We start from the raw sequence: 21,188 nt of genomic DNA on the forward strand, positions 1-21,188 counted from the left end.
TCCTTGACGCTACGCGTCTGTGGGGTCTCACCTGTCCCGCTACTCCCGTAGGACGTTGAATAGGCTACGTTGAGTAAACACCGCACGAAGAGAATGCGAATGCATTTTCGAGGATCTCGCACCTTCCGCTCCAATCAACTCAGTAAATATAATATAAATAGCAACAAACTTTGCGAAGACAGCCTACTCAAAGTACATATTTTAGAGTATAAGGAAATTATATTTTAGAATTTTCTGTACATATTACAAGCCTCTTCTGCCATAAGATATAGTAATATTGCTTTTTCGCATCGAAGTTTAATTAAAGAAATTTAGGGAATTAAACATACATTAAAAAAGGGGGGAAAGTAAAGAATAAAAAGAAGCACCATTATAAATATTTTATAAAATTTTCGCCTTAAAGTAGAAATAATCAGATAATAACGTTACAATATAGTCAGAGGTATGACATCTTGACTAAAACCGAATATAAAGGGGTTGTCTGGGGAAAAGAAAACTACATACGATTGAAGGTTGACCTTCAATGTAGCTGTCGGTTGCAGAAAATTGCCATGGGGTTTGAAAAAAGGATAGGGAGTGGTTTTTTTGAAACCTTCGACTAACCGGATGTTAAACCGTGTAAAATCCGTCTACATGTTTATAAGTAAGCGCGGAACTGTAACAACTCAGGAGCTAGTAGAGGAATTTGGGATCACTCCTCGCACCATTCAAAGAGATTTAAATGTCCTCGCCTACAATGATTTGGTTAAGAGTCCGAGCAGAGGCAAATGGACTATTACTCAAAAGAAAGTAAAGATGTCATCTTAATACTCAAAGCAAATCCAGCAAAATAAATAAAAAATCGCCCTGCTGTCAGGGCGATTTTTCTGTCCTATCCCACTTCATAATTCATCAGCTTATCAAGTTCTTCTTCCGTCAATTCCCGATATTCTCCCAATTCCAATGTTTCATCCAGCTCGAGCGGGCCCATGGAAAGTCTCTTTAAGTAAATAACTTTCTTTCCCACCGCTTCGAACATCCTTTTCACTTGATGGAACTTGCCCTCTGTTATTGTTAATTCTATATCAGAGGTGATGCCGGACTTAAGAATTTTTAATGTTCCCGGCTTGGTTTCATAGCCATCATCCAATATTACCCCTTTTTGAAATGCTTCTATATCCTCTGCAGTAACTTCACTGTCTATAACTGCAAAATAGGTTTTGGGGACATGTTTTTTGGGTGAAAGCAGGCGATGGGACAACTGGCCATCATTCGTCAGCAGCAAAAGCCCTTCTGTATCCTTATCAAGACGCCCTACCGGAAAAGGAGAAAACACTAGGTCTTCCATTTCAAGCAGGTCCACCACAGTCTCAAATTGTGAGTCCTCTGTTGCCGAAACGACGCCTGGCGGTTTGTTCATCATTAAATAAATGAATTCCTTGTATTCAACTTTTTCACCGTTGATGACAACGGTATCCTGTTCAGGATCCACATGGTGTTTTGGATCCTTTACTTTCTCATCATTAACGGTTACTGCACCATCTTTTAATAGCTTTTTAACATCCTTGCGGCTGCCGTAGCCGAGATTGGCGAGCATTTTGTCTATTCTCATAATGACCCTCCTTATTAATCCAAATTCACCCTGGTTTCGTTTAAAGTCGCGATAATAAAATACCTTATTATTCTGCCCGTTGATTTCCGCTGCGGGCACTTGCTTTCCGCGGGGCAGGCGGTGAGCCTCCTCTTCGCTTCGCGCCTGCGGGGTCTCACCTGTCCCGCTACTCCCGCTGGAGTCAAGTACCCTCCGCTCCAATCAACTCAGTGCTTTGTATATAGGTAACTAAAACCCAATCCTAAAGATCCCTTTAAAAAGGTCCCCATCATGGAGACCTTTTTATTATTTATGCTTTCAGTCTTAATTTCTTCAGCATTCTATCGACCCTTGAACCGAACAGCAGATAGATTAATTTTGTTCGGAAGCTCAGGTAGAAATAGACTACGGCCCCTGCTGCTGCGCAGATGATGACAATAATTATTGCCTGGACATTGGATGCTGGGGATAAAAAGACAGTTATGATTTTATAAACAATCCCTGCAGCAATGTACATGCATGCAGTAAATAATACAATCAGTGCACCTCGTCTTAAGACAAGTTTGAATGGATATTTTGCATATGTCTTTATTACATACAGGTTAATTAAGATCGCCGCAATATAGCCAAGTGCGGTTGCAAATACGGCTCCCTGTGTTTCGAACAGCTTTATGAGCGGAATATTCAATGTCAGCTTTACAAGCAGGCCTGTCAGCAGGCTTAAAATTGTGAACCGCTGTTCATTGATTCCCTGAAGAATAGCTGCCGTTACCGAAAAGTAAGCAAAGAGAATCGCCACCGGTGCATAAGTTCTCAATACTTCAGTACCCAACTCTTTATGCTCATAGAATAGGGTAAAAACGGGCTCTGCAAGCAGAGACAATCCTGCCACGGCAGGAAGAGTCAGAAATAAAAGCACCTGGAACGTCTGGTTCAGCTGGCGATTTAAGTCTGCCCGATCTTCTTCCATAAATGCTTTCGTCACACTCGGCACAAGCGTCAGCGAGAAGGCTGTGGCAAGTGAGACTGGAATGATGACCAGTTTATGGGTCTCAAAGTTCAGGACAGAAAATGCTGCTACAGCATTTCCTGCTTCGCCAATAGCATACATCGCCCTGGTAAAAGTAATCTGATCAATAAACTGAAAGAGCGGATTAGCAAGACCTACAAACACAAAAGGTGCAGCATAAAGAATGATTTCTTTATATATCTCCTTAAGAGAGATGTCCACCGTTCCTTTATCTTCTTCAAGCATTTTATCCAAATACGGCTTGCGTTTATACCAATACCAGAATAACACCCCGAGGCTTCCAAGTCCGCCAATAAAAGCTGCGAAAGTGGCGACACTGATTGCTGCAGTGAGCGAGCCTTCCATCACATTTAAGACCACATATGCACCTGCAAGCACAAACAGGATGCGGACAATCTGCTCCACCACCTGTGAAACTGCAGTTGGCCCCATAGACTGATGTCCCTGGAAAAATCCTCTTATCAGACTCATGAAGGGAATAATAATCAGGGCAAATGATACCGCTCTTATTACAGTTGTGACATCTTCTACACTTACCTCCACATCTTTCCCTGCCAGGGTTATTTCAGCAACAGCCGGAGCAAGTAAGAACAGAATCAGGAATGAGATGACTCCGCTTGCAGTCATGATCACTAAACCTGACTTGAACAGTTTTCTGCCGACCGCATACTCCTCTATCGCATTATACTTAGAGATAAACTTTGAAACTGCCAGCGGAACCCCTGCAGTTGCGATACTAATAAAGATTGTATAAGGTGTATACGAAAAGGAATATAGGGCTGTCCCTTCCTTCCCGACTATTTGATAAAAAGGAATAACATAAAACAAACCAAGAACCTTCGAGATAATGGTGCCAAGCGTAAGGATGAAGGTTCCCTTTAAAAGCTTAGATGACATATAATCCCTTCCTTAAAAAAACTGCGCATTAATCTTGAACAGTATATATGAATGCCGAGCTGTGTTCGTCATTTTTCTATCTTTTTTGACACACTATTTGTAGTGTACTCTTCTTGACGGGGAAATTCCACTTGCAATACCGTATATTGTGGGATTATTTTTAGAAATAGGATATTTGATTTATAATGAATCTATTGTGTACTTAGCGAATTTAGATAAGTTGGTGAAACCATGAAATATGATGTAATAGTTATAGGCGGAGGTCCTTCAGGATTGATGGCAGCAATCGGTGCTGCGGAAAAAAAGGCAAAGGTTCTGCTGATTGACAAAGGAAACAAGCTTGGCAGGAAGCTTGCCATTTCCGGCGGTGGCCGCTGCAATGTCACAAATCGACTTCCCGTAGATGAAATCATTAAGCATATTCCCGGCAATGGGAGATTTTTGTACAGTGCATTTTCGATTTTCAGCAATGAAGATATTATCCGCTTCTTTGAGAATTTGGGAATTAAGCTGAAAGAGGAAGATCACGGACGGATGTTTCCCGTTACCGACAAAGCGCAATCGGTTGTGGATGCCTTAATTTCAAGGCTGAGGGAACTGAAGGTCGATATCAAAACAGACAGCCCGATCCTGGATGTTCACTATGAAAATGGCAGGGTGAAATCGGTAGAATTAAAAACAGGCGATGTTCATGAAGCAGACTCTGTTGTAATAGCTGTCGGAGGAAAGTCAGTTCCTCACACCGGCTCAACCGGTGACGGCTATGCATGGGCAGAAAAAGCAGGTCATACAATTACTGAGCTTTTTCCAACTGAAGTACCGCTTACTTCTTCAGAAAGCTTTATTAAAGAAAAAGTGCTGCAGGGCTTGTCGCTCCGGAGTGTCGCACTTAGTGTGTTAAACCCTAAAGGAAAAGCGCTCATCACCCATCGGATGGATATGATCTTCACCCATCTCGGCATAAGCGGCCCGGCAGTCTTGCGCTGCAGCCAGTATGCGGTGAAAGCGATGAAGAAATGGAATTTGAAAGAAGTAACCATGAGCCTGGATGCACTCCCGGATACAAAGGAAGAACCTCTTTTTCAGGAAGTGTCCAAAAAGATTAAAGAAGAACCGAAGAAAATCATTAAAAACCTCTTAAAAGGGCTGCTTCCGGAAAGGTACCTGCTGTTTCTTCTTGAGCTAAACGGAATTGATCCATCTGCACAAGGGGCGACAATTTCCAATGAAAAAATCAGAAGCTTTGTTAAGAGCTGCAAATCTTTTCAGTTTAAAGTAAACGGCACTTTGCCTCTCGATAAAGCCTTTGTTACCGGTGGAGGAGTTTCCGTCAAAGAAATTGAACCGCAGACAATGGCATCAAAAATGATGGATGGCCTTTTCTTCTGCGGAGAAATATTGGACATCCATGGCTACACAGGCGGTTACAATATCACATCTGCACTTGTTACTGGCCGGTTAGCCGGATTAAACGCAGCTGCCTTTGCACATACCGTGTAATAAAAATAGAGCCTGATGCATTAGAGACATCAGGCTCTATATATTACCATGGCAGAGAAACAATAAATCTGTTCGTCCTCATCCTCCTGCACTGCGGCCACATTATACTTAATATCCAGAAGTTTTTTTTCCTCAATTTTCTCCAGAAAATGATTCATATCCTTTTCCAGGTCTTTTTCATGCTCATGATCGAATAACTTTACCTTAATCATAGAGTTGTTCCCTCCTAGTATTTTTTACTAGTTTGGACAATTTTCGGAATTTTTAAAATAAAAAACTAAAAAAACGAAGCCTAATTGGCCCCGTTTGTAATTTATTCTGTTTTCCCCTGCCATTCCAGCATGCCGCCAGCCATATTGCGAACCTTATATCCTTGTTCCTGCAAGTAATGACAAACATTTCCGCTGCGGCCGCCAGAGCGACAGATAATGATGTACTCAGTGTCTTTATCAAATTTATCCAGATTCTCGGGGATCGTGCCCATGCGGATATGTCTGGCTCCGGGAATCATTCCAGCTGCAACCTCTTCATCTTCTCTAACATCTACAAGCTCGAGCTTCTCTCCAGCCTCCAGCTTTTTTTGCAATTCATCCGTGGTAATCTCTTCAATACGGTCCAACCCTAACACCCTTTCCGGAATTCTTTTTAAATAGCACTTTTCATTTACTAATGCTGCCACTCCTATAATACCCTATATGGCACGAAAAAAAAAAATGAGAAGTTTCTTTATCAATACAAAAAACCACCCCTGATCAAATAGAGGCGGTTTCATCTCATATAACTTAATTTGCAACGATATTTACAAGCTTGCCCGGAACTGCGATTACTTTACGGACAGTTTTTCCGTCAATTTGCTCTTTTACTTTTTCATCACCCATTGCTATCTGCTCCAATAGGTCTTTTTTGGCATCGGCGGGAACCATTAGTTTCGCTTTGACTTTGCCGTTGATTTGAATTACGATTTCGACCTCGTCATCCACCATTTTGGCTTCATCAAATGCCGGCCAGGCTTCGTAAGCAATGGATTCACCATGGCCCAGTTTCGACCAAAGCTCTTCTGTAATATGAGGGGCGATTGGTGAAAGCATTTTAACAAAACCTTCTACAAAAGTTTTAGGAAGCACCTCAGCTTTATATGCTTCGTTGATGAATACCATCATTTGAGAAATAGCTGTGTTAAAACGAAGTCCTTCGTAGTCCTCAGTTACTTTTTTCACCGTTTGGTGGTAAACCTTTTCAAGATTGCTGCCTTCTTCAATATCCTGAATTCTCGGGCTCAATTCACCATTCTCTTCCACAAACAATCGCCAGATGCGGTCAAGGAATCTTCTTGAGCCATCCAATCCATTTGTAGACCAGGCAATGGAAGCTTCAAGCGGTCCCATGAACATTTCGTATAGACGAAGAGTATCTGCACCATGACTCTCCACGATTTCATCCGGATTAACGACATTGCCTTTTGATTTACTCATTTTTTCATTGTTTTCACCTAGAATCATACCCTGGTTGAATAGCTTTTGGAACGGTTCCTTCGTATGGACAACTCCAACATCGTAAAGGACCTTGTGCCAGAAGCGGGCATATAAAAGGTGAAGAACCGCATGTTCTGCTCCTCCGATATATATATCAACCGGAAGCCATTCTTTTAATTTTTCGGGGTCTGCAAGAGCTTCACTATTTTTCGGATCAATATAGCGAAGGTAGTACCAGCAGCTGCCTGCCCATTGCGGCATTGTGTTCGTTTCCCTTCGGCCTTTTTTGCCAGTTTCAGGATCCACAACATTAACCCAGTCATCGATGTTCGCTAATGGTGACTCCCCAGTGCCTGATGGCTTGATCTCCGTTGTTTTTGGAAGCACTAAAGGAAGCTGATCTTCCGGCACGGCAGTCATTGTGCCATCTTCCCAGTGAATGACTGGAATCGGCTCGCCCCAATAGCGTTGGCGACTGAATAACCAGTCACGAAGGCGGTAAGTAACCTTCTTAGTGCCAATGCCTTTCTCTTCAAGCCATGCAATCATTTTCTCGATTGCTTCTTCTTTGTTTAATCCATCAAGGAAGCCTGAGTTCACATGCTCACCGTCGCCAGTGTATGCTTCTTTATTAACATCTCCGCCGGCAACAACTTCTTTAATAGGCAGTTCAAATTGCTTGGCGAACTCATAGTCGCGCTCGTCATGAGCCGGAACCGCCATGATGGCACCTGTTCCATAGCTGACTAAAACATAATCTGCAATCCAGATTGGCATTTTTTCGCCGTTGGCCGGGTTAATCGCATACGCACCAGTGAAGACACCCGTTTTTTCTTTAGCAAGGTCTGTCCGCTCAAGATCGCTCTTGCTCTTTACTTTATCAATGTAATTACGAACGGCTTCTTGCTGACCTTCAGTTGTAATCTTATCAACAAGTGCGTGCTCCGGAGCAAGCACAGCATATGTTGCACCAAATAATGTGTCAGGGCGTGTTGTAAAAACGGTAAATGTGCCATCATGCCCATCAATATTGAATGTAACTTCAGCTCCTTCAGAGCGGCCGATCCAGTTGCGCTGCATATCCTTCAGGCTCTCTGGCCAATCCAATAAATCTAGATCTTCAAGAAGGCGATCCGCATACGCCGTAATTTTCAACATCCACTGTCTCATTGGGCGGCGTTCTACCGGATGGCCGCCGCGCTCGCTTTTTCCGTCTATAACCTCTTCATTTGCAAGCACTGTTCCAAGTGCAGGACACCAGTTAACAGCTACTTCATCGATATAAGCCAGACCTTTTTCATAAAGCTTTAAGAAGATCCACTGAGTCCATTTGTAGTATTCCGGGTCAGTTGTGTTTACTTCACGATCCCAGTCATAGGAGAACCCTAACGCCTTGATCTGGCGGCGGAAGGTGTTGATATTCTGTTCTGTGAATTCTGCCGGGTCATTTCCTGTATCAAGTGCATATTGCTCGGCAGGCAAACCAAATGCATCCCAGCCCATTGGGTGAAGGACATTATAGCCCTGCATGCGCTTCATGCGGGAAAGGATATCTGTTGCCGTGTATCCTTCCGGATGGCCAACGTGAAGGCCAGCGCCTGAAGGATATGGAAACATATCAAGCGCATAAAATTTGCGCTTGCCTTTATCTTCAGTTGTTTTGAATGTTTTATTTTCTTCCCAGTGACCTTGCCACTTTTTCTCAATCTCCTGGTGATTGAAACTCATTTTTGTTTCCTCCTATTAATGAAAGTAAATCACGCTCTCTTATAAATCGTTGTTTTACTTATGAATAGTGCCCGTTGATTTCCGCTGCGGACACTTGCTTTCCGCGGGGAGAGATGAGAGCCTCCTCGGCTTCGCCTGCGGGGTCTCTCACTTCCCTCAATTCCCGCAGGACATTGAATAATCCTCCAAGAATGAGCACCGCACGAAGAAAATGCGTCAGCTTTTTCGAGGATCAAGTGCCCTCCGCTCCAATCAACTCAGAAAGTTAAACTTAGTCTGTAAGAAACAGACCTTATAAGACAGCATAATAAAATAAAAAAACCTCTCATCCCAAAAGGGACGAGAGGATTATGTATAAATCTCCCGCGGTACCACCCACATTAGTGAACATGTCACTCGCTTCATTCATCCTTAACGCGGAAAACGGCAAGTATTACTGGTATTTCACACTTGCTGCTCAAAGGCGAGTTCATGATGTGCCCGGCTGACTTGCACCTGCCGTCAACTCTCTTAAAACGGGCGTTGCACCACTACTGCTCCTTATCTAAGCATTTTAGTATAAGAATATGACTATTGTAATAAATTTCCCGCCAGGATGCAAGTAGGCTTATCCTGACAGGAATTTTATATTTAGAATATGCAAGGCTTTTAAAATTGTGCCCCTTGTTTCAGTTCTTCAGGACAAAGTTCACGAAGTATTCAATCCATTATTTCAAATCAATCAGATGCGGATGAAAGAGCCTTAATAGAATTGCAATGATGGGCAGCGACACCACCATAGCGATTCCCGGCCATTTATAATGTATTCGCAGAATGATGAACATGATGAGATTAAACAGCACAGACCACCAGAAATCCCACCCATTATCATAAACAAACAATCCCTTTTTAGAAAACAAATACTCAAGCACTGAGAAATAAACGATCCACACGCCAGTATAAAAAATCTTTTTCTTTAGATTTTTTTCCGGAAAATAGCGAAGGTAAATCATGACGACGACCGGAATAATCAACAAAGTGAAGGTGATTTCAATAAACGTGTGATTAAGCCAATCCAGCGTAACTGCTCTATAGGCCCATAGGGTATGATTGTAAAATACAAAATTATATAGAAAGTTGGCAATGATATAAAATTGGAAAGTTGGATAGTATTCTTTCCATCTTTTCCAATCAACAAATTTCCTTGCAAAAAAATATAGACGAGTACAACCAGCAATAAATACACAATATATCCACCAATGATCTGCCATCAATTCAGTATCAACAATATACCCATAGTTTCAGAGGTTTTATTCGCATCGCTGGACAAGAGAAAAAGAGGGCTTTTCTCAACCCTCTCCAAAAAGTGCACATTTTTATTGTACTGTATAGCCTCCATCAATAACTGCCGCCTGGCCCGTAATTCCTTTAGCTGCATCACCAGCCAAAAAAATTGCATAATCTGCAATCTCTTCCACCTTCAGAAGCCTTTTTTGCGGGACTAAAGGATAAATGACTTCCTCCAATGCTTTTTCGATAGGTACATTTCTTGTTTTAGCCAGGTCATTCAGCTGGTTTCTAACGAGCGGTGTGTCTACGTAGCCCGGACACATGGCATTAACCGTAATGCCATGTTCAGCAGCCTCCAGTGCCGCGACTTTAGTCAATCCTATAACACCATGCTTTGCACTATTATATGCTGCCTTGCCAGCAAACCCCACAAGCCCGTTAATGGAAGCCATGTTCAGTATCCGGCCTGATTTTTGTTTTTTCATAATAGGCAGTGCATGCTTTATGGCCACGAATGGAGCAGTCAGCATTACTTTGATCATAAATTCAAACTTTTCAGTGGAAAAATCTTCTATTAAGGACACATGCTGCAGCCCTGCATTATTGATCAACACATCCAAAGCCCCGAATCGGCTGACAGTTTCAATGATGGCCGACTGTATATCGGACTCTGATGTCACATCACATTTTAGACCAAGTGCTTCATAACCTTCATTTTGCAGGTTTTCTGCAGCCTTTATCACGGCATCCTCCTGAATATCTGTCAGAACAATTCTCGCGCCGTGTTCAGCAAATCTCTTACCAATCTCATACCCGATTCCCTGCGCTGCACCAGTGATAAAAACGACTTTATTTTGTACCATGAAAAAGCTCCTTTCAAAAACAAAGCCGGGGCTCAAGTTTAAGAGCCCCTGCCGAAATTAGATTCCCAACCCAAGTGAGAACATGATAATCGCAATTGCAACTCCGATAAGCGGGACAATTACCGTAACAGCAGCCACTGCTCCATATGCTGCCTGGTGAGTTTCACCGCAGATTGCCCGTACAGTGGTAACAACATACCCATTATGCGGCAGTGAGTCCAAGGCTCCGGAAGAAATGGCAACCGTTCTGTGCAGGGCTTCAGCATTTACGCCCATGTCCATATAATGAGGGGCCAAAATTGGCAGTGCGATTGCCTGGCCGCCTGAAGCTGACCCAGTCATCCCTGCGATCACACTTACGGCTATGGCGCCGCCTATCAGCGGACTGCCTGGAATGCTCGTCATCCAATCAACGGCCGTAGCAAATGCAGGCACTGCTTTTGCTACGCCGCCAAACCCAACGACAGCAGCCGTATTACCTATAGCAATCAATGCACCCAATGTTCCATCAGACACAGCATTCCAGAAATTAGTGAAATACTTTCGGTTTAATAGATATGTGGCAATAACTCCACCCAGCAAGGCAAGAATAAGTGCAGATTGTGCAAGTGAATTATGAAAAACGAAGGAAATAATTAAAACCACAACTAGTGGTACAACACCCATAATTGGATGCGGTAAATCCTTATGTTCTGTTACAGGATCCTGCGTGCGGGATTCAAACGTTTCTCCTTTGTTTACAGCTTTGGTAATCATACGCTTCAGCCACCAGTAGCCGAAGATCATCATGAACACTGCCACAATTAAGCTGACTTTCCAGCCCGCATATGGAGTTGTTCCTAGAAATTCAATCGGAATCCAGTTTTGAATTTCAGGTGAACCGGCAGAAGTCATCGTAAATGTTACAGATCCAAAAGCCAGTGCTGCAGGGATAAATCTTCTCGGCAGATTTGCCTGCTTAAATAAACTTAACGCCATTGGATATACTGAGAAGGCGACGACGAATAAACTGACTCCGCCATAAGTTAAAATGGCACAGGACGCGACTATGGCAAGAACGGCATATTTCATTCCCAGCTTATCCACGACCATTTTGGATACACTGTCAGCTGCACCGCTATCCTCCATTACCTTTCCAAAAATTGCACCCAATAGAAACATCAGATACCATGATGTAACAAACCCCGAAAAGCCGGACATATAGTTCCCGACCAAGTTGGCCTCTCCTTCACCTGCCAGCTGCGGAAATAAAGGCATACCGCTAAAAAGAGCTACAAACAGCGCAGATAACGGTCCGACCACCAGCAGATTCATTCCCCGCATGGTAAGGTATATCAGCAGGGCAAGCCCACCTATTAACCCAATCATACTTAGCATTTCGTTTCCCCCTTTTTATAAAATATAAGAAAATAAACTAGTCATACCCCCTTTCCGAAAACGCTTTCAAAAAAATAGAGGAATAACTTCTTGTAACTTGTTATTGCAAGAAATGTGCCAACATATGAGACTTCTTGGTGAAGGGACTGGTGAACATTTAATGAATTATTTTTCCGGAAATCTGGAACGGACAGGGAGCAAGTCCTCGAATTTCATAGAATATTTTTCTGATATTCCGTCTAACAGAGGGTTATCCGCATTAAAGATTCTTAGAATCAAAAAGTCCAGAATTCCGGAATATATTCCGGAATTCTGGACTTTTAACACCTATACAATCCCATATTTCTTTAACTTTTCGTACATGGACGATTTACTGATGCCAAGAGCGTTTGCTGCTACTATTCGATCATTATTATATTTACTCAAGCTTTGTGACAGAATCCGTTTCTCTGTTTCTTCCAGAATATCCTTAAGAGTCTTTTTTCCAACTGGATATACAGCAGTCTCTTTCATATAATCCGGCAACGCTTCTGTGTTAATGGTTTCATTGCTTGTTAAGTGAATGGATGCCTCGATTACATTTTCAAGCTCTCTGATATTTCCCGGCCAGCTGTATTGATGAAACTTTTCTAAGACTTCTTCTTCAATTGCACTTATTCTTTTTCCAGATTTCTTCGTTATTTTCTTGATAAAGCTGTCGATCAGAAGCGGTAAGTCCTCCATCCTGTCGCGTAAAGATGGAACCATGAACGGCACAACATTAATCCGATAAAATAGATCCTCCCTAAAACGCTTTTCCTCCATCATTTTTTCGAGCGGTCTGTTAGTTGCGGCAATAATCCGGACATCCACTTTAACCGGAGAAGTTGATCCAACACTTTCAATCTCACCTTCCTGCAGGGCACGCAATAGCTTCACCTGCATATTAAGAGGCATATCTCCGATTTCATCCAAAAACAGGGTCCCTCCATCGGCGAGCTGAAATTTCCCCTTTTTTCCGCCCTTTTTCGCTCCTGTAAAAGCTCCCTCTTCATAGCCAAACAGTTCAGACTCCAGCAGATGTTCAGGAATGGCCCCGCAGTTAATTTTTACAAATGGCTGATGACTTCTGTTGCTTAACTGATGAATGCTGTGGGCAAACAATTCTTTCCCAGTCCCGCTTTCCCCGCGGATTAAAACAGAAATATCACTGGCTGCCACCATTTTCACCTTTTCTTTCAGACTGTGAATCTGGCTTGAGCTCCCCAATATATCATCGAGGCTGTATTTTACACTTGGATCAATTCCCTGGATATAGCTCTGAATTTTTGTCAGCATGCTCTTTACATGGCTGTTCATCTGCATCCATTCCTTTGTATCTCTAAAGAAAACCGTCCCGAATGCACCAATTACCTCGCCATCAGAAAAAATGGGAATACGGTTCGCTATCATATAGTTGCCTCTTATGAATTGCAGGTCCGCAATTTCTTCCTTGCCTGATTCTGCCACTATATGCATTCTTGAATTTTCAATAACCTCGGATACATGCTTCCCCAGAACCTGTTCCCTCTCCACCTCAAGAAAATCACAATAATTTTTATTAATGTAAATGATGGTTCCTTCTTTATTTACAACGACAAGCCATCCAAAGGCGTTTTCTACAATGGTTTCAACCATTTGAACAGGCAAATCAAATAATGCACTTTTCATTTTTGATCCCCTCATTTAGGACATTCTAATAGTATAAACTTCATTTTATCATATTTTTCTGACAACAAATTCATTTCAATAGGTATTCTATTTGCTTTTACTGTCCATACCATTAGTACGCTAAAGACATGGGAGGTGTTTCAGCTGAAAGGCATATATCTGATCAATCCTCACTGGCAGTCTCTAAACAAGTCCAAAGAAGAATGTATTCAGCTGCAAAAACAGGCACTGGAATCCTTTATTGAGAAACATAATATTTATACAGTAAAGCTAAACCAATGGCAGCTGAACGACTACTACACCATTCCACATGCCCTATTGTATGATTTGAAGAAAAAGAAAGCAGAGCTGGATATCCTGCTTCTTTATTCTGAAGAGGTCTTTGAAGACTTTATTAATTCTTATCCAGCGAGATGGCTGATTCTGAAAAGCTTCTTCAATGAGGTTGTATTTTGCGCTAACCAAAAAGAGAACTCTCTTGAAGGCGCAGGTTAAATGTATTACTTAAAACAATAAAACCTGCAGCTCAAAACTGCAGGCTTCCTTCTTTTGCTTATACTTATGATGCATGCGCCAATTCTTTTGACTCCTTTAATTTCCGGTCATATACAAGAGTCGTCAGAATGGCAAAAACAAATAGAACCATTAATACAGCAAACAGCATGGAAATTCCATAAAGATCAACCAGGATTCCCCCCAGTAATGGGCCGATCATCCTTCCGCCTGTAGCTGTGCTATTTACGATTCCCTGATAAAACCCTTCCCTCCCTTTAGGTGCAAGCTGGTTGGCAATGGTCGGAACAGCCGGCCATATCAGCATTTCACCTACTGTCAGAATAACCATGCTAGTGACAAATGCGGAGAACTGTTCTGCGGTCGCGGCAACAGCAAACGAGCCTATAAATATAACCATACCCGCTACCATCTGAACCTTTAATGTTTTAAACCATTTTACTATTACACTGATAACCGGTTGCCCCAAAACAATCAGGGCTCCATTAATAGTCCACAGTAAACTGTATTGCTTTAAAGAAATGTTCAGCTCCTGTGTATAAGCGGCAATAGTCGATTGCCATTGGACATATCCAACCCAGCACAATAAATAGCCCGCACATAAGATGAGCAGCGCATAGAGCTTGGTATGATTTTTAACCATGCCATTTTCCTGAAGAATGGACGTCTGCTGACCGGAAACTGTGTTTATTCCCCGGTAGCCAAAAACGGCAATCAATAAAAAAATGATATACATGACCGTATTGGCCAGAAAAATCAGCTGAAAAGAGTATGATGCCACAAGACCCCCTAGAGCCGCACCTATGGCAACACCGGCATTCTGGGCTACATAAATGGCATTGAAAGCTTTGCGTCCCCCTTCTTTCCAGACTGATCCCGACATCGCAAACATAGAAGGAAAAACAATCCCTGATCCAAATCCGACAATGGTGAGAAAGACCACATATGCAGGCCAGCCATGCCAAATGGTCAAGCCGAAGAGTGCCATTACCGTAATGATAATTCCAAGTAGAATCGAACGATAGCCGCCTATTTTATCATAAAGGCTTCCCCCAATTAAATTCCCTGCGACACTGGCCGCTGCGTTCACCATTAGAACCAGGCCCGCTACCGATAAAGATTTCCCTAAATGGTCATGAATGTAGATGGTATTAAGAGGCCACAAAAAAGAAGATCCGGTTACATTCACTGCCATCCCAATAATTAAAAGCCATAAGGTCCGCGGCATAAGATAACGCCCCTTTTTTCGTATAATTTATATTTAGCCGGTACATTATCACCCGGACACTATTTCGAAATCCAAAATAATTTTATTCGGTTTTCTCTGTCCTTGCAATAGGTTTTTAATCGATTTTAATAGACAGAATACTTCATTTTTTCCACCTAAAAAGTAAAGCCCCGATCCTTGGTGGATCGGGGCCTTGCCACAATTATTTATGAAGATTGTTCCGGTTCAGGATGGAATTTTGATTTAACAGGCTGACCGCCTGATTTTTCATATTTCTTTTTCGACTGCTTTACCGGATCGTAATCCCGTCCTAATTCAACATCCTGGCTATTAACGCCATTGCGGGTCTTTTGTTCAGGATTGTTTTGTTTTGAACGCTTTTTCACCATCTATGAATCACTCCTTAATGAGGAAGAATTATCATCTGATTTTGGAGCTGCTGCAGCTGGAGCCTCATCCGGTGAAGCTGTTCCCGCTGCTGTGAGTTGGCGCTATGGGCCATCTGGGTTATATCATTATAGGCAGCTTCCAAAGACTGAAGCGCATTGGAGTATTCAAAATCATTATAATGCTCCTGTGTTCTTCCAGATTCAAACTGCTCCTGTGCAAAACGGATTGCATCCTCACATTGCTGAAGAAGTGTATCCATTGATTCACGGGTTGCCATGGTATCTTCCCCTCCTTGAAGAATGGGTCTAGAAGCTTGCATGCTTCATAAATTAGTTTGTTCATTCTCCGTAATCCTTACCACTGTATTTCCTGCCAATTCCCCTTTTATAAGGTTTTGCGTCATGATAAGATTAATTTTATGAAAGCATTCATAATGATTTTCATCATATAGGTTATTTCTTTGATTAAGGAGGGATGATTGTGGAAAAAGTGAATCCTTTTCCATATGCATCCGACAATAAGCGGTACCATACATGGAATTATCACTTACGCAGTGAATTTGGGCATAAGGTTTTCAAAGTGGCACTTGATGGCGGCTTTGATTGCCCAAACCGTGATGGCACGGTCGCACACGGAGGATGTACGTTCTGCAGCGCCGCAGGTTCCGGGGACTTTGCCGGGAATCGCACTGATGATTTGGACACACAGTTTAATGCAATCAAAATAAAAATGCATCATAAATGGAAAGACGGTAAATATATGGCCTATTTTCAGGCTTTTACAAATACACATGCCCCTGTTGAAGTGCTTCGGGATATGTATGAGCGGGTGCTTGAGCAGGAAGGGGTTGTCGGGCTGTCTATTGCAACCCGCCCTGACTGCCTCCCTGATGAAGTAGTTGAGTATCTGGCAGAGCTTAACAAACGGACCTATCTCTGGGTAGAGCTTGGCCTGCAGACTGTTCATGAAAGAACTGCCCTCTTAATTAACCGCGCACATGATTATCAGTGCTATGTGGAGGGAGTAAACAAGCTCCGGAAACATGGAATCCGCATCTGTTCCCACATCATTAATGGGCTTCCGCTTGAAACACCGGAAATGATGATGGAAACCGCCCGGGAAGTTGCGAAGCTGGATGTACAGGGAATTAAAATCCATCTCCTTCATTTATTAAAGGGAACCCCGATGGTGAAACAATTTGAAAAGGGCATGCTTGAGTTTCTGTCTCTTGATGAATATATAAATTTAGTATGTGACCAGCTGGAAATTTTACCCCCGGAAATGATTGTACACCGCATCACCGGTGATGGGCCAATCGACTTGATGATCGGACCAATGTGGAGTGTTAATAAATGGGAAGTCCTTAATGGCATTGATGCAGAATTAAAGCGAAGAAACAGCTGGCAAGGTAAATTTTACAATCCAATCCAAGTGGAGGCATTGTCATGAAGCTTGAAAGAATCTTACCATATGCAAAAAAGCTCCTTGAGAAAGCAGTATCACCTGGAGATATCGTTATTGATGCCACTCTGGGCAACGGACATGATACCGTATTTCTAGCAGATCTGGTGGGACCTAACGGCAGAGTTTATGGATTTGATATTCAGGAAGAGGCTGTCCTGAGCACAAAAACACGCCTGACTGATCACGAACTATCAGACAGGGCTACCCTTTTCAATACAGGTCATGAACACATTCTTGAGAATGTACCGCCGGTCCACCATGGAAAAATAACAGCGGCCGTATTTAATTTAGGCTACTTGCCCGGCGGCGATAAAGATATTGTCACCCGTCCGCAGACAACCATTTCTGCCATAGATCAGCTCCTGGCATTGATGGCTCCGGAAGGGATTATTCTTTTGGTGATTTATCACGGCCATATAGAAGGTGCTGTAGAGCGCGATTACCTGCTCCGATATGTCAAACAGCTTGACCAAAGCCTCGTCCATGTTCTGCAGTATCAGTTTATTAATCAAAAAAATAACCCGCCGTTTATCGTTGCAATTGAAAAACGATAATATAAGTAAAAGCCTGCAAAAAAATTGCAGGCTTTTACTTATTTCACAAAGACTTTTGCAAATCCGGAAGGCAGCATCTTCTGTACCGTCCTGTAAGCTCTTCCATTTACATAAAAGAAATAGCTCACCATTCCGCCTGTCCTGATCATGTTTCTGGCTAATCTTCTGACATTCCGCTGCTTCCGGACCTTATCATCGGAGAGATATACCCCCAGCAATCCGCGATTAATCAGTTTATGGAAATGCCTATGAGGCAGCTTTTCTGTATGCTTATCAGCCTCAGCAACAAAGTGCTTCAGTCTCGAAAACAATCTCTCTTCGCTTTCATAATAAAAGCAGAAATTCAAGTCTCCCCCGGCTTTGTCCTCTTCCTGATCAATCAGATAATCAAGCAGAATGTGAAGGCCCTGGATGTAAGGAAAATAGCCATTTCTTATATTTACCGCATCCTCTGCTTTAAAATCATCTCTTAGTGCATAGGAAACAAGGCAAAAAATACCGAGTGTTGATCCCGAGCAGGCAGAAAACTCATACCATTCCATTTCGGGTATGTCTGAACGATATTGGTCGAACCAGTTTTGCAGCCGGGGTACTCGTTCTTCGACTGCAACATGCTTATGTATTTGCAGATCACAATAGTAACGGCATAATTCAAGTAAATGTCTTTTTATATGGGGATATTGAACAAGGCTCGACAGCACTTCCCTGCAGGTCGATGCTAAATCTGCAAGGTAGTTTCCATCATCCTGCTCACTTCTAAGACGGTAATAATTTTTCCCTTCTGCGTCAATATCCAGTGCATCCTTCATTGACTCATGAAGTGCGGCAAAATCTCCAGGATCAAGCGAGGTGCTCCGGTCGCAAAGGTTGTCCAAGTAATCACTGATAGTCTGATAAGCGACAATGAACTTTATCGCTTGTTCGTATTTTTCCATTGCCATCAATGACATAATAGCTCCGCCTTCACAGTGAAAGGTTTTATGTTCAATGCTGGCAAGAGCCTGCTTTCTTAACTCCGGATCGGGAATTGCATCCGCCCGGCTCCTCCAGTATGCAAGCTCCTTATGGACAGCAGGAAGAACCTTCCGATAGACATGTGACATCAAGTTAATTGGCATGGAAGGGACACTCATGACAGCAGATACCTCCTTTTAATCAGGTCTGAGAATATTTTAAGGAAATCATTAAACCACATAACCCAGCGCCTTTAATTGGCTGTTCACGAAATCCTTCGCATATTCAAATACCTCTTCACGTTCAGGTTCATTAAAGACTTCATGGTAGCACTTTGGCCATTCTTTGAACCTTTTCTCAGAGAAAGGCGCAAGGTTAAACCATTCTCTGACAGTTGTTTTATTCACGATTTTATCATCCCCGCCCTGAACTACGAGAAGGGGTACATCCTGGATATTATCAAGATTCTCAAAGGCCAGTTTCATGGCATAAACAAGTTCCCTGTACCATCTGACCGAAACCTTTGTCACATACAGTGAATCATTTAAATCAGCATCAAGTACATCCTGATTACGCGTCGCCATGTCCACTGACAATCCTGCATCCATTTTCAGTCCGGGCATAACTGAATTGAGTCCAAGCGATAAGAAGTTCAGTAATTTCGAAGGCTGCTGAACTAAACCTAAACAGGGGGATGATAAAATCACTCCTGCGAGATTCATTCTTTCTTCCTGCAGCAGACGGATGGCAATCAGTCCGCCCATGCTATGTCCCAAAAGAAAAACCGGCAATTCAAATTCATAGGCAGCCTGTACCCAATCTTTAACTTCAATGATATATTCATCAAAGGAATCAATATGGCCCCTTCTGGATCTTGTAGTCATTCCCTGGCCGGGAAGATCTCCCATAATGACATGGAAACCGGCCAAGCGCCACATTTCAATCATCCAGCCATAACGGCGGTGATGCTCCATTGCCCCATGAACTATGACAATAACGCCTTTTGCCTCTCCTTCAGTTTCCCACTTCCACATCGTCAATCCTCCCAGCCTTTTTACGTACGATCTTATGTAAATATATTATAGCCTAGATGCAAAAATTGTTCATGAATCTGCCCCTTAAAAAAACTCTTTTACCAAAATAACGTTTATCATGCCTCATATGATAAAATCATAATAATTCAACTAATACAGGAGTGTTTTTCACATGATCTATCCATATAAAGATAAAGAACCTAAAATTGCAGAATCCGCATTTATTGCAGATTTCACTACCATTACCGGAGATGTTGAAATTGGGGAGGATTCCAGTGTCTGGTTCAACTCCGTCATACGCGGGGATGTAGCACCGACTGTCATCGGCAGGAAGGTAAATATCCAGGATAATTCTGTCCTGCATCAGAGCCCGAATAACCCGCTGATATTGGAAGACGAGGTAACAGTAGGCCATCAGGTAATCCTTCATAGCTGTATTATCCGCAGAAAAGCTCTAATTGGGATGGGCTCAATTATCTTAGATCAGGCAGAAATCGGGGAGGGAGCATTTATTGGTGCAGGCAGCCTTGTTCCTCAGGGAAAAAAAATTCCGCCCAATACGCTTGCATTCGGCAGGCCAGCAAAAGTGATCCGTGAGCTGACACCGGAAGATATTAATGATATGGAACGGATTAGCAGGGAATACGCTGAAAAAGGCAAGTACTATAAGTCTTTGCAGAAAAAGCCAAAATAACTCTTCAGCCTTAATAGAATGGGAATTTGGCCGATATTAACTATATGGCAACAGTTATTGGCGGGTGAAGGAAATTGAAGACCTATATCGGAGCAATTGTTCTATTCTTATTATTAATAGTGATATTCAGAAAAAACATAGTAAAAACAGCACCTCTGTTTTTACTTATCTTTATCCTTGTTTCTGCAGCATTTGTTTATGACAACCTTGCAGGAAGTAGTCCTCCATCAGCCGTAAACACAATAAAATCATGGCTGTCTGAACCAGCTGAAAAAGCCACTGCTTTCCTTGGAAACAGCACGTCAGTTATTAAGATCAAGAAAAAAACAATTATAGATGCGCCCGCAATCAATCAGTTTCCAGAGCTCCCCAGAGGATGCGAAGTCACGAGCTTATCCATGCTCCTCTATCACGCGGGGATCCAGGCAGATAAACTGACACTGGCTAAAGAAATAAAGAAAAGTCCTGAGCCTTACCGTGTAGAAGACGGAAAAATCTATTTCGGACATCCGAATGAAGGCTTCATAGGCGATATGTATTCCTTTGATAATCCCGGGCTTGGTGTTTATCATAAACCCATTCAAGAGCTTGCGGAAAAGTACATGCCCGGCTCCATTGAAGACCTTACCGGATCCGATTTTGAAGACTTAAAGATTCATTTGTCAGATGGCAGACCTGTATGGATCATTATCAACACAGCCTATAAACAGCTTTCTGAGGACTTTTTTCAAACCTGGCATACTCCGAGCGGAAAAATTCAGATCACCTATAAAGAGCATTCTGTCCTGCTAACAGGCTATGATCAGGAATTCATGTACTTCAACGACCCACTCACAGGTGAGAAAAACAAAAAAGCACCCATAAACGCTTTTGAAAATGCATGGGTGCAGATGGGCAAACAGGCTATTACCTATATTCGATAAGTAAAGCGTCCACCAGGATATCCCTGATGGACGCTTTTG

Annotated in this window: 21 protein-coding genes and 1 other annotated feature; of the genes, 7 read left to right on the plus strand and 14 right to left on the minus strand. The window is 42.5% G+C overall.

The genetic code is table 11. The features are described from left to right. Positions 1–585 precede the first annotated feature (585 nt). Positions 586–807, plus strand: coding sequence for a DeoR family transcriptional regulator (locus M3205_RS21215; protein WP_026041817.1), 222 nt, complete (start codon positions 586–588; stop codon positions 805–807). A 64-nt stretch (positions 808–871) separates the two neighbouring features. On the opposite strand, the gene M3205_RS21220 is transcribed toward M3205_RS21215, so the two are convergent. Further along, entirely contained in the window at positions 872–1,591 is a 720-nt protein-coding gene (locus M3205_RS21220) for a pseudouridine synthase (RefSeq protein ID WP_251171706.1), read from the minus strand. Between the two features lie 289 nt (positions 1,592–1,880). Then, the gene (locus M3205_RS21225) at positions 1,881–3,497 is read right to left on the minus strand and encodes a putative polysaccharide biosynthesis protein (RefSeq protein ID WP_251171707.1); all 1,617 of its coding nucleotides are present in this window, start codon (positions 3,495–3,497) and stop codon (positions 1,881–1,883) included. Between the two features lie 231 nt (positions 3,498–3,728). Between M3205_RS21225 and M3205_RS21230 the strand changes: the two genes are divergently transcribed. Further along, the gene (locus M3205_RS21230; RefSeq protein ID WP_251171708.1) at positions 3,729–4,997 is read left to right on the plus strand and encodes a BaiN/RdsA family NAD(P)/FAD-dependent oxidoreductase; all 1,269 of its coding nucleotides are present in this window, start codon (positions 3,729–3,731) and stop codon (positions 4,995–4,997) included. A gap of 29 nt (positions 4,998–5,026) precedes the next feature. Here the strand turns inward: M3205_RS21230 and M3205_RS21235 are convergent, their stop codons facing one another. The 7 genes from M3205_RS21235 to M3205_RS21265 all read right to left on the minus strand — a co-directional run bounded on the left by M3205_RS21235 (position 5,027) and on the right by M3205_RS21265 (position 13,395). Then, positions 5,027–5,209 (minus strand): sporulation protein Cse60, encoded by a 183-nt coding sequence (locus M3205_RS21235; protein ID WP_009333366.1) that lies wholly within the window; start codon positions 5,207–5,209, stop codon positions 5,027–5,029. A gap of 101 nt (positions 5,210–5,310) precedes the next feature. Then, the gene (locus M3205_RS21240) at positions 5,311–5,616 is read right to left on the minus strand and encodes a rhodanese-like domain-containing protein (protein ID WP_251171725.1); all 306 of its coding nucleotides are present in this window, start codon (positions 5,614–5,616) and stop codon (positions 5,311–5,313) included. A 163-nt stretch (positions 5,617–5,779) separates the two neighbouring features. Continuing rightward, entirely contained in the window at positions 5,780–8,197 is a 2,418-nt protein-coding gene (gene leuS, locus M3205_RS21245) for a leucine--tRNA ligase (RefSeq protein ID WP_251171709.1), read from the minus strand. A gap of 332 nt (positions 8,198–8,529) precedes the next feature. Next, positions 8,530–8,753: a binding site (T-box leader), on the minus strand. Between the two features lie 151 nt (positions 8,754–8,904). Next, on the minus strand, positions 8,905–9,447 hold the full coding sequence (locus tag M3205_RS21250) for a CBO0543 family protein (RefSeq protein WP_251171710.1): 543 nt from the start codon (positions 9,445–9,447) through the stop codon (positions 8,905–8,907). A gap of 105 nt (positions 9,448–9,552) precedes the next feature. Further along, positions 9,553–10,329, minus strand: a complete 777-nt coding sequence (locus tag M3205_RS21255) for a 3-hydroxybutyrate dehydrogenase (protein ID WP_251171711.1) — start codon at positions 10,327–10,329, stop codon at positions 9,553–9,555. 57 nt (positions 10,330–10,386) lie between these two features. Beyond that, the gene (locus M3205_RS21260) at positions 10,387–11,706 is read right to left on the minus strand and encodes a GntP family permease (protein ID WP_251171712.1); all 1,320 of its coding nucleotides are present in this window, start codon (positions 11,704–11,706) and stop codon (positions 10,387–10,389) included. Between the two features lie 327 nt (positions 11,707–12,033). Continuing rightward, positions 12,034–13,395 (minus strand): sigma-54 interaction domain-containing protein, encoded by a 1,362-nt coding sequence (locus tag M3205_RS21265; RefSeq protein ID WP_251171713.1) that lies wholly within the window; start codon positions 13,393–13,395, stop codon positions 12,034–12,036. A 135-nt stretch (positions 13,396–13,530) separates the two neighbouring features. Here M3205_RS21265 and M3205_RS21270 point away from each other — a divergent pair, with 135 nt between their 5' ends. Next, complete coding sequence (locus M3205_RS21270) at positions 13,531–13,890, plus strand: hypothetical protein (protein ID WP_251171714.1); 360 nt, start codon at positions 13,531–13,533, stop codon at positions 13,888–13,890. A 64-nt stretch (positions 13,891–13,954) separates the two neighbouring features. Here M3205_RS21270 and M3205_RS21275 read toward each other — a convergent pair whose 3' ends face one another. From M3205_RS21275 to M3205_RS21285, 3 genes are all read right to left on the minus strand, one after another. Further along, positions 13,955–15,136 carry an MDR family MFS transporter gene (locus tag M3205_RS21275; RefSeq protein ID WP_251171715.1) on the minus strand — a complete coding sequence of 394 codons (1,182 nt, stop codon included), beginning with the start codon at positions 15,134–15,136 and terminating at the stop codon, positions 13,955–13,957. A 206-nt stretch (positions 15,137–15,342) separates the two neighbouring features. Then, entirely contained in the window at positions 15,343–15,522 is a 180-nt protein-coding gene (locus M3205_RS21280; RefSeq protein WP_251171726.1) for a glycogen biosynthesis protein GlgD, read from the minus strand. A 17-nt stretch (positions 15,523–15,539) separates the two neighbouring features. Further along, the gene (locus tag M3205_RS21285) at positions 15,540–15,803 is read right to left on the minus strand and encodes a YtzC family protein (protein WP_048007820.1); all 264 of its coding nucleotides are present in this window, start codon (positions 15,801–15,803) and stop codon (positions 15,540–15,542) included. A gap of 203 nt (positions 15,804–16,006) precedes the next feature. Here M3205_RS21285 and mnmL point away from each other — a divergent pair, with 203 nt between their 5' ends. Both mnmL and mnmM read left to right on the plus strand, forming a co-directional pair. Further along, positions 16,007–16,975 (plus strand): tRNA modification radical SAM protein MnmL/YtqA, encoded by a 969-nt coding sequence (gene mnmL / locus M3205_RS21290; protein ID WP_251171716.1) that lies wholly within the window; start codon positions 16,007–16,009, stop codon positions 16,973–16,975. After that, on the plus strand, positions 16,972–17,544 hold the full coding sequence (gene mnmM, locus M3205_RS21295) for a tRNA 5-(aminomethyl)-2-thiouridylate-methyltransferase MnmM (protein WP_251171717.1): 573 nt from the start codon (positions 16,972–16,974) through the stop codon (positions 17,542–17,544). The genes mnmL and mnmM overlap by 4 nt, the downstream gene beginning before the upstream one ends. Before the next feature lie 38 nt (positions 17,545–17,582). Here the strand turns inward: mnmM and M3205_RS21300 are convergent, their stop codons facing one another. After that, on the minus strand, positions 17,583–18,677 hold the full coding sequence (locus M3205_RS21300; protein ID WP_251171718.1) for a tetraprenyl-beta-curcumene synthase family protein: 1,095 nt from the start codon (positions 18,675–18,677) through the stop codon (positions 17,583–17,585). Between the two features lie 51 nt (positions 18,678–18,728). Next, a complete protein-coding gene (locus M3205_RS21305; protein ID WP_251171719.1) occupies positions 18,729–19,532 on the minus strand; it encodes an alpha/beta hydrolase in 804 nt (267 codons plus the stop codon). A gap of 172 nt (positions 19,533–19,704) precedes the next feature. Here M3205_RS21305 and M3205_RS21310 point away from each other — a divergent pair, with 172 nt between their 5' ends. Next, the gene (locus M3205_RS21310; RefSeq protein WP_251171720.1) at positions 19,705–20,226 is read left to right on the plus strand and encodes a gamma carbonic anhydrase; all 522 of its coding nucleotides are present in this window, start codon (positions 19,705–19,707) and stop codon (positions 20,224–20,226) included. Between the two features lie 74 nt (positions 20,227–20,300). Next, complete coding sequence (locus tag M3205_RS21315; protein WP_251171721.1) at positions 20,301–21,149, plus strand: C39 family peptidase; 849 nt, start codon at positions 20,301–20,303, stop codon at positions 21,147–21,149. The last annotated feature ends 39 nt before the right edge of the window (positions 21,150–21,188 follow it).

The sequence above is a fragment of the Cytobacillus firmus genome, assembly GCF_023715565.1.
Classification (GTDB): Bacteria; Bacillota; Bacilli; order Bacillales; family Cytobacillaceae; genus Cytobacillus; species Cytobacillus firmus_C.

What these genes read in the sequence shown, in the direction of transcription:
- M3205_RS21220 (WP_251171706.1), bottom strand. Translation starts at nt 1,591, where the DNA reads ATGAGAATAGACAAAATGCTCGCCAATCTCGGCTACGGCAGCCGCAAG.
- M3205_RS21250 (WP_251171710.1), bottom strand. Translation starts at nt 9,447, where the DNA reads ATGGCAGATCATTGGTGGATATATTGTGTATTTATTGCTGGTTGTACT.
- M3205_RS21255 (WP_251171711.1), bottom strand. Translation starts at nt 10,329, where the DNA reads ATGGTACAAAATAAAGTCGTTTTTATCACTGGTGCAGCGCAGGGAATC.
- M3205_RS21285 (WP_048007820.1), bottom strand. Translation starts at nt 15,803, where the DNA reads ATGGCAACCCGTGAATCAATGGATACACTTCTTCAGCAATGTGAGGAT.
- M3205_RS21230 (WP_251171708.1), top strand. Translation starts at nt 3,729, where the DNA reads ATGAAATATGATGTAATAGTTATAGGCGGAGGTCCTTCAGGATTGATG.
- M3205_RS21265 (WP_251171713.1), bottom strand. Translation starts at nt 13,395, where the DNA reads ATGAAAAGTGCATTATTTGATTTGCCTGTTCAAATGGTTGAAACCATT.
- leuS (WP_251171709.1), bottom strand. Translation starts at nt 8,197, where the DNA reads ATGAGTTTCAATCACCAGGAGATTGAGAAAAAGTGGCAAGGTCACTGG.
- M3205_RS21300 (WP_251171718.1), bottom strand. Translation starts at nt 18,677, where the DNA reads ATGAGTGTCCCTTCCATGCCAATTAACTTGATGTCACATGTCTATCGG.
- mnmM (WP_251171717.1), top strand. Translation starts at nt 16,972, where the DNA reads ATGAAGCTTGAAAGAATCTTACCATATGCAAAAAAGCTCCTTGAGAAA.
- M3205_RS21305 (WP_251171719.1), bottom strand. Translation starts at nt 19,532, where the DNA reads ATGTGGAAGTGGGAAACTGAAGGAGAGGCAAAAGGCGTTATTGTCATA.
- M3205_RS21235 (WP_009333366.1), bottom strand. Translation starts at nt 5,209, where the DNA reads ATGATTAAGGTAAAGTTATTCGATCATGAGCATGAAAAAGACCTGGAA.
- M3205_RS21310 (WP_251171720.1), top strand. Translation starts at nt 19,705, where the DNA reads ATGATCTATCCATATAAAGATAAAGAACCTAAAATTGCAGAATCCGCA.
- M3205_RS21275 (WP_251171715.1), bottom strand. Translation starts at nt 15,136, where the DNA reads ATGCCGCGGACCTTATGGCTTTTAATTATTGGGATGGCAGTGAATGTA.
- M3205_RS21225 (WP_251171707.1), bottom strand. Translation starts at nt 3,497, where the DNA reads ATGTCATCTAAGCTTTTAAAGGGAACCTTCATCCTTACGCTTGGCACC.
- M3205_RS21260 (WP_251171712.1), bottom strand. Translation starts at nt 11,706, where the DNA reads ATGCTAAGTATGATTGGGTTAATAGGTGGGCTTGCCCTGCTGATATAC.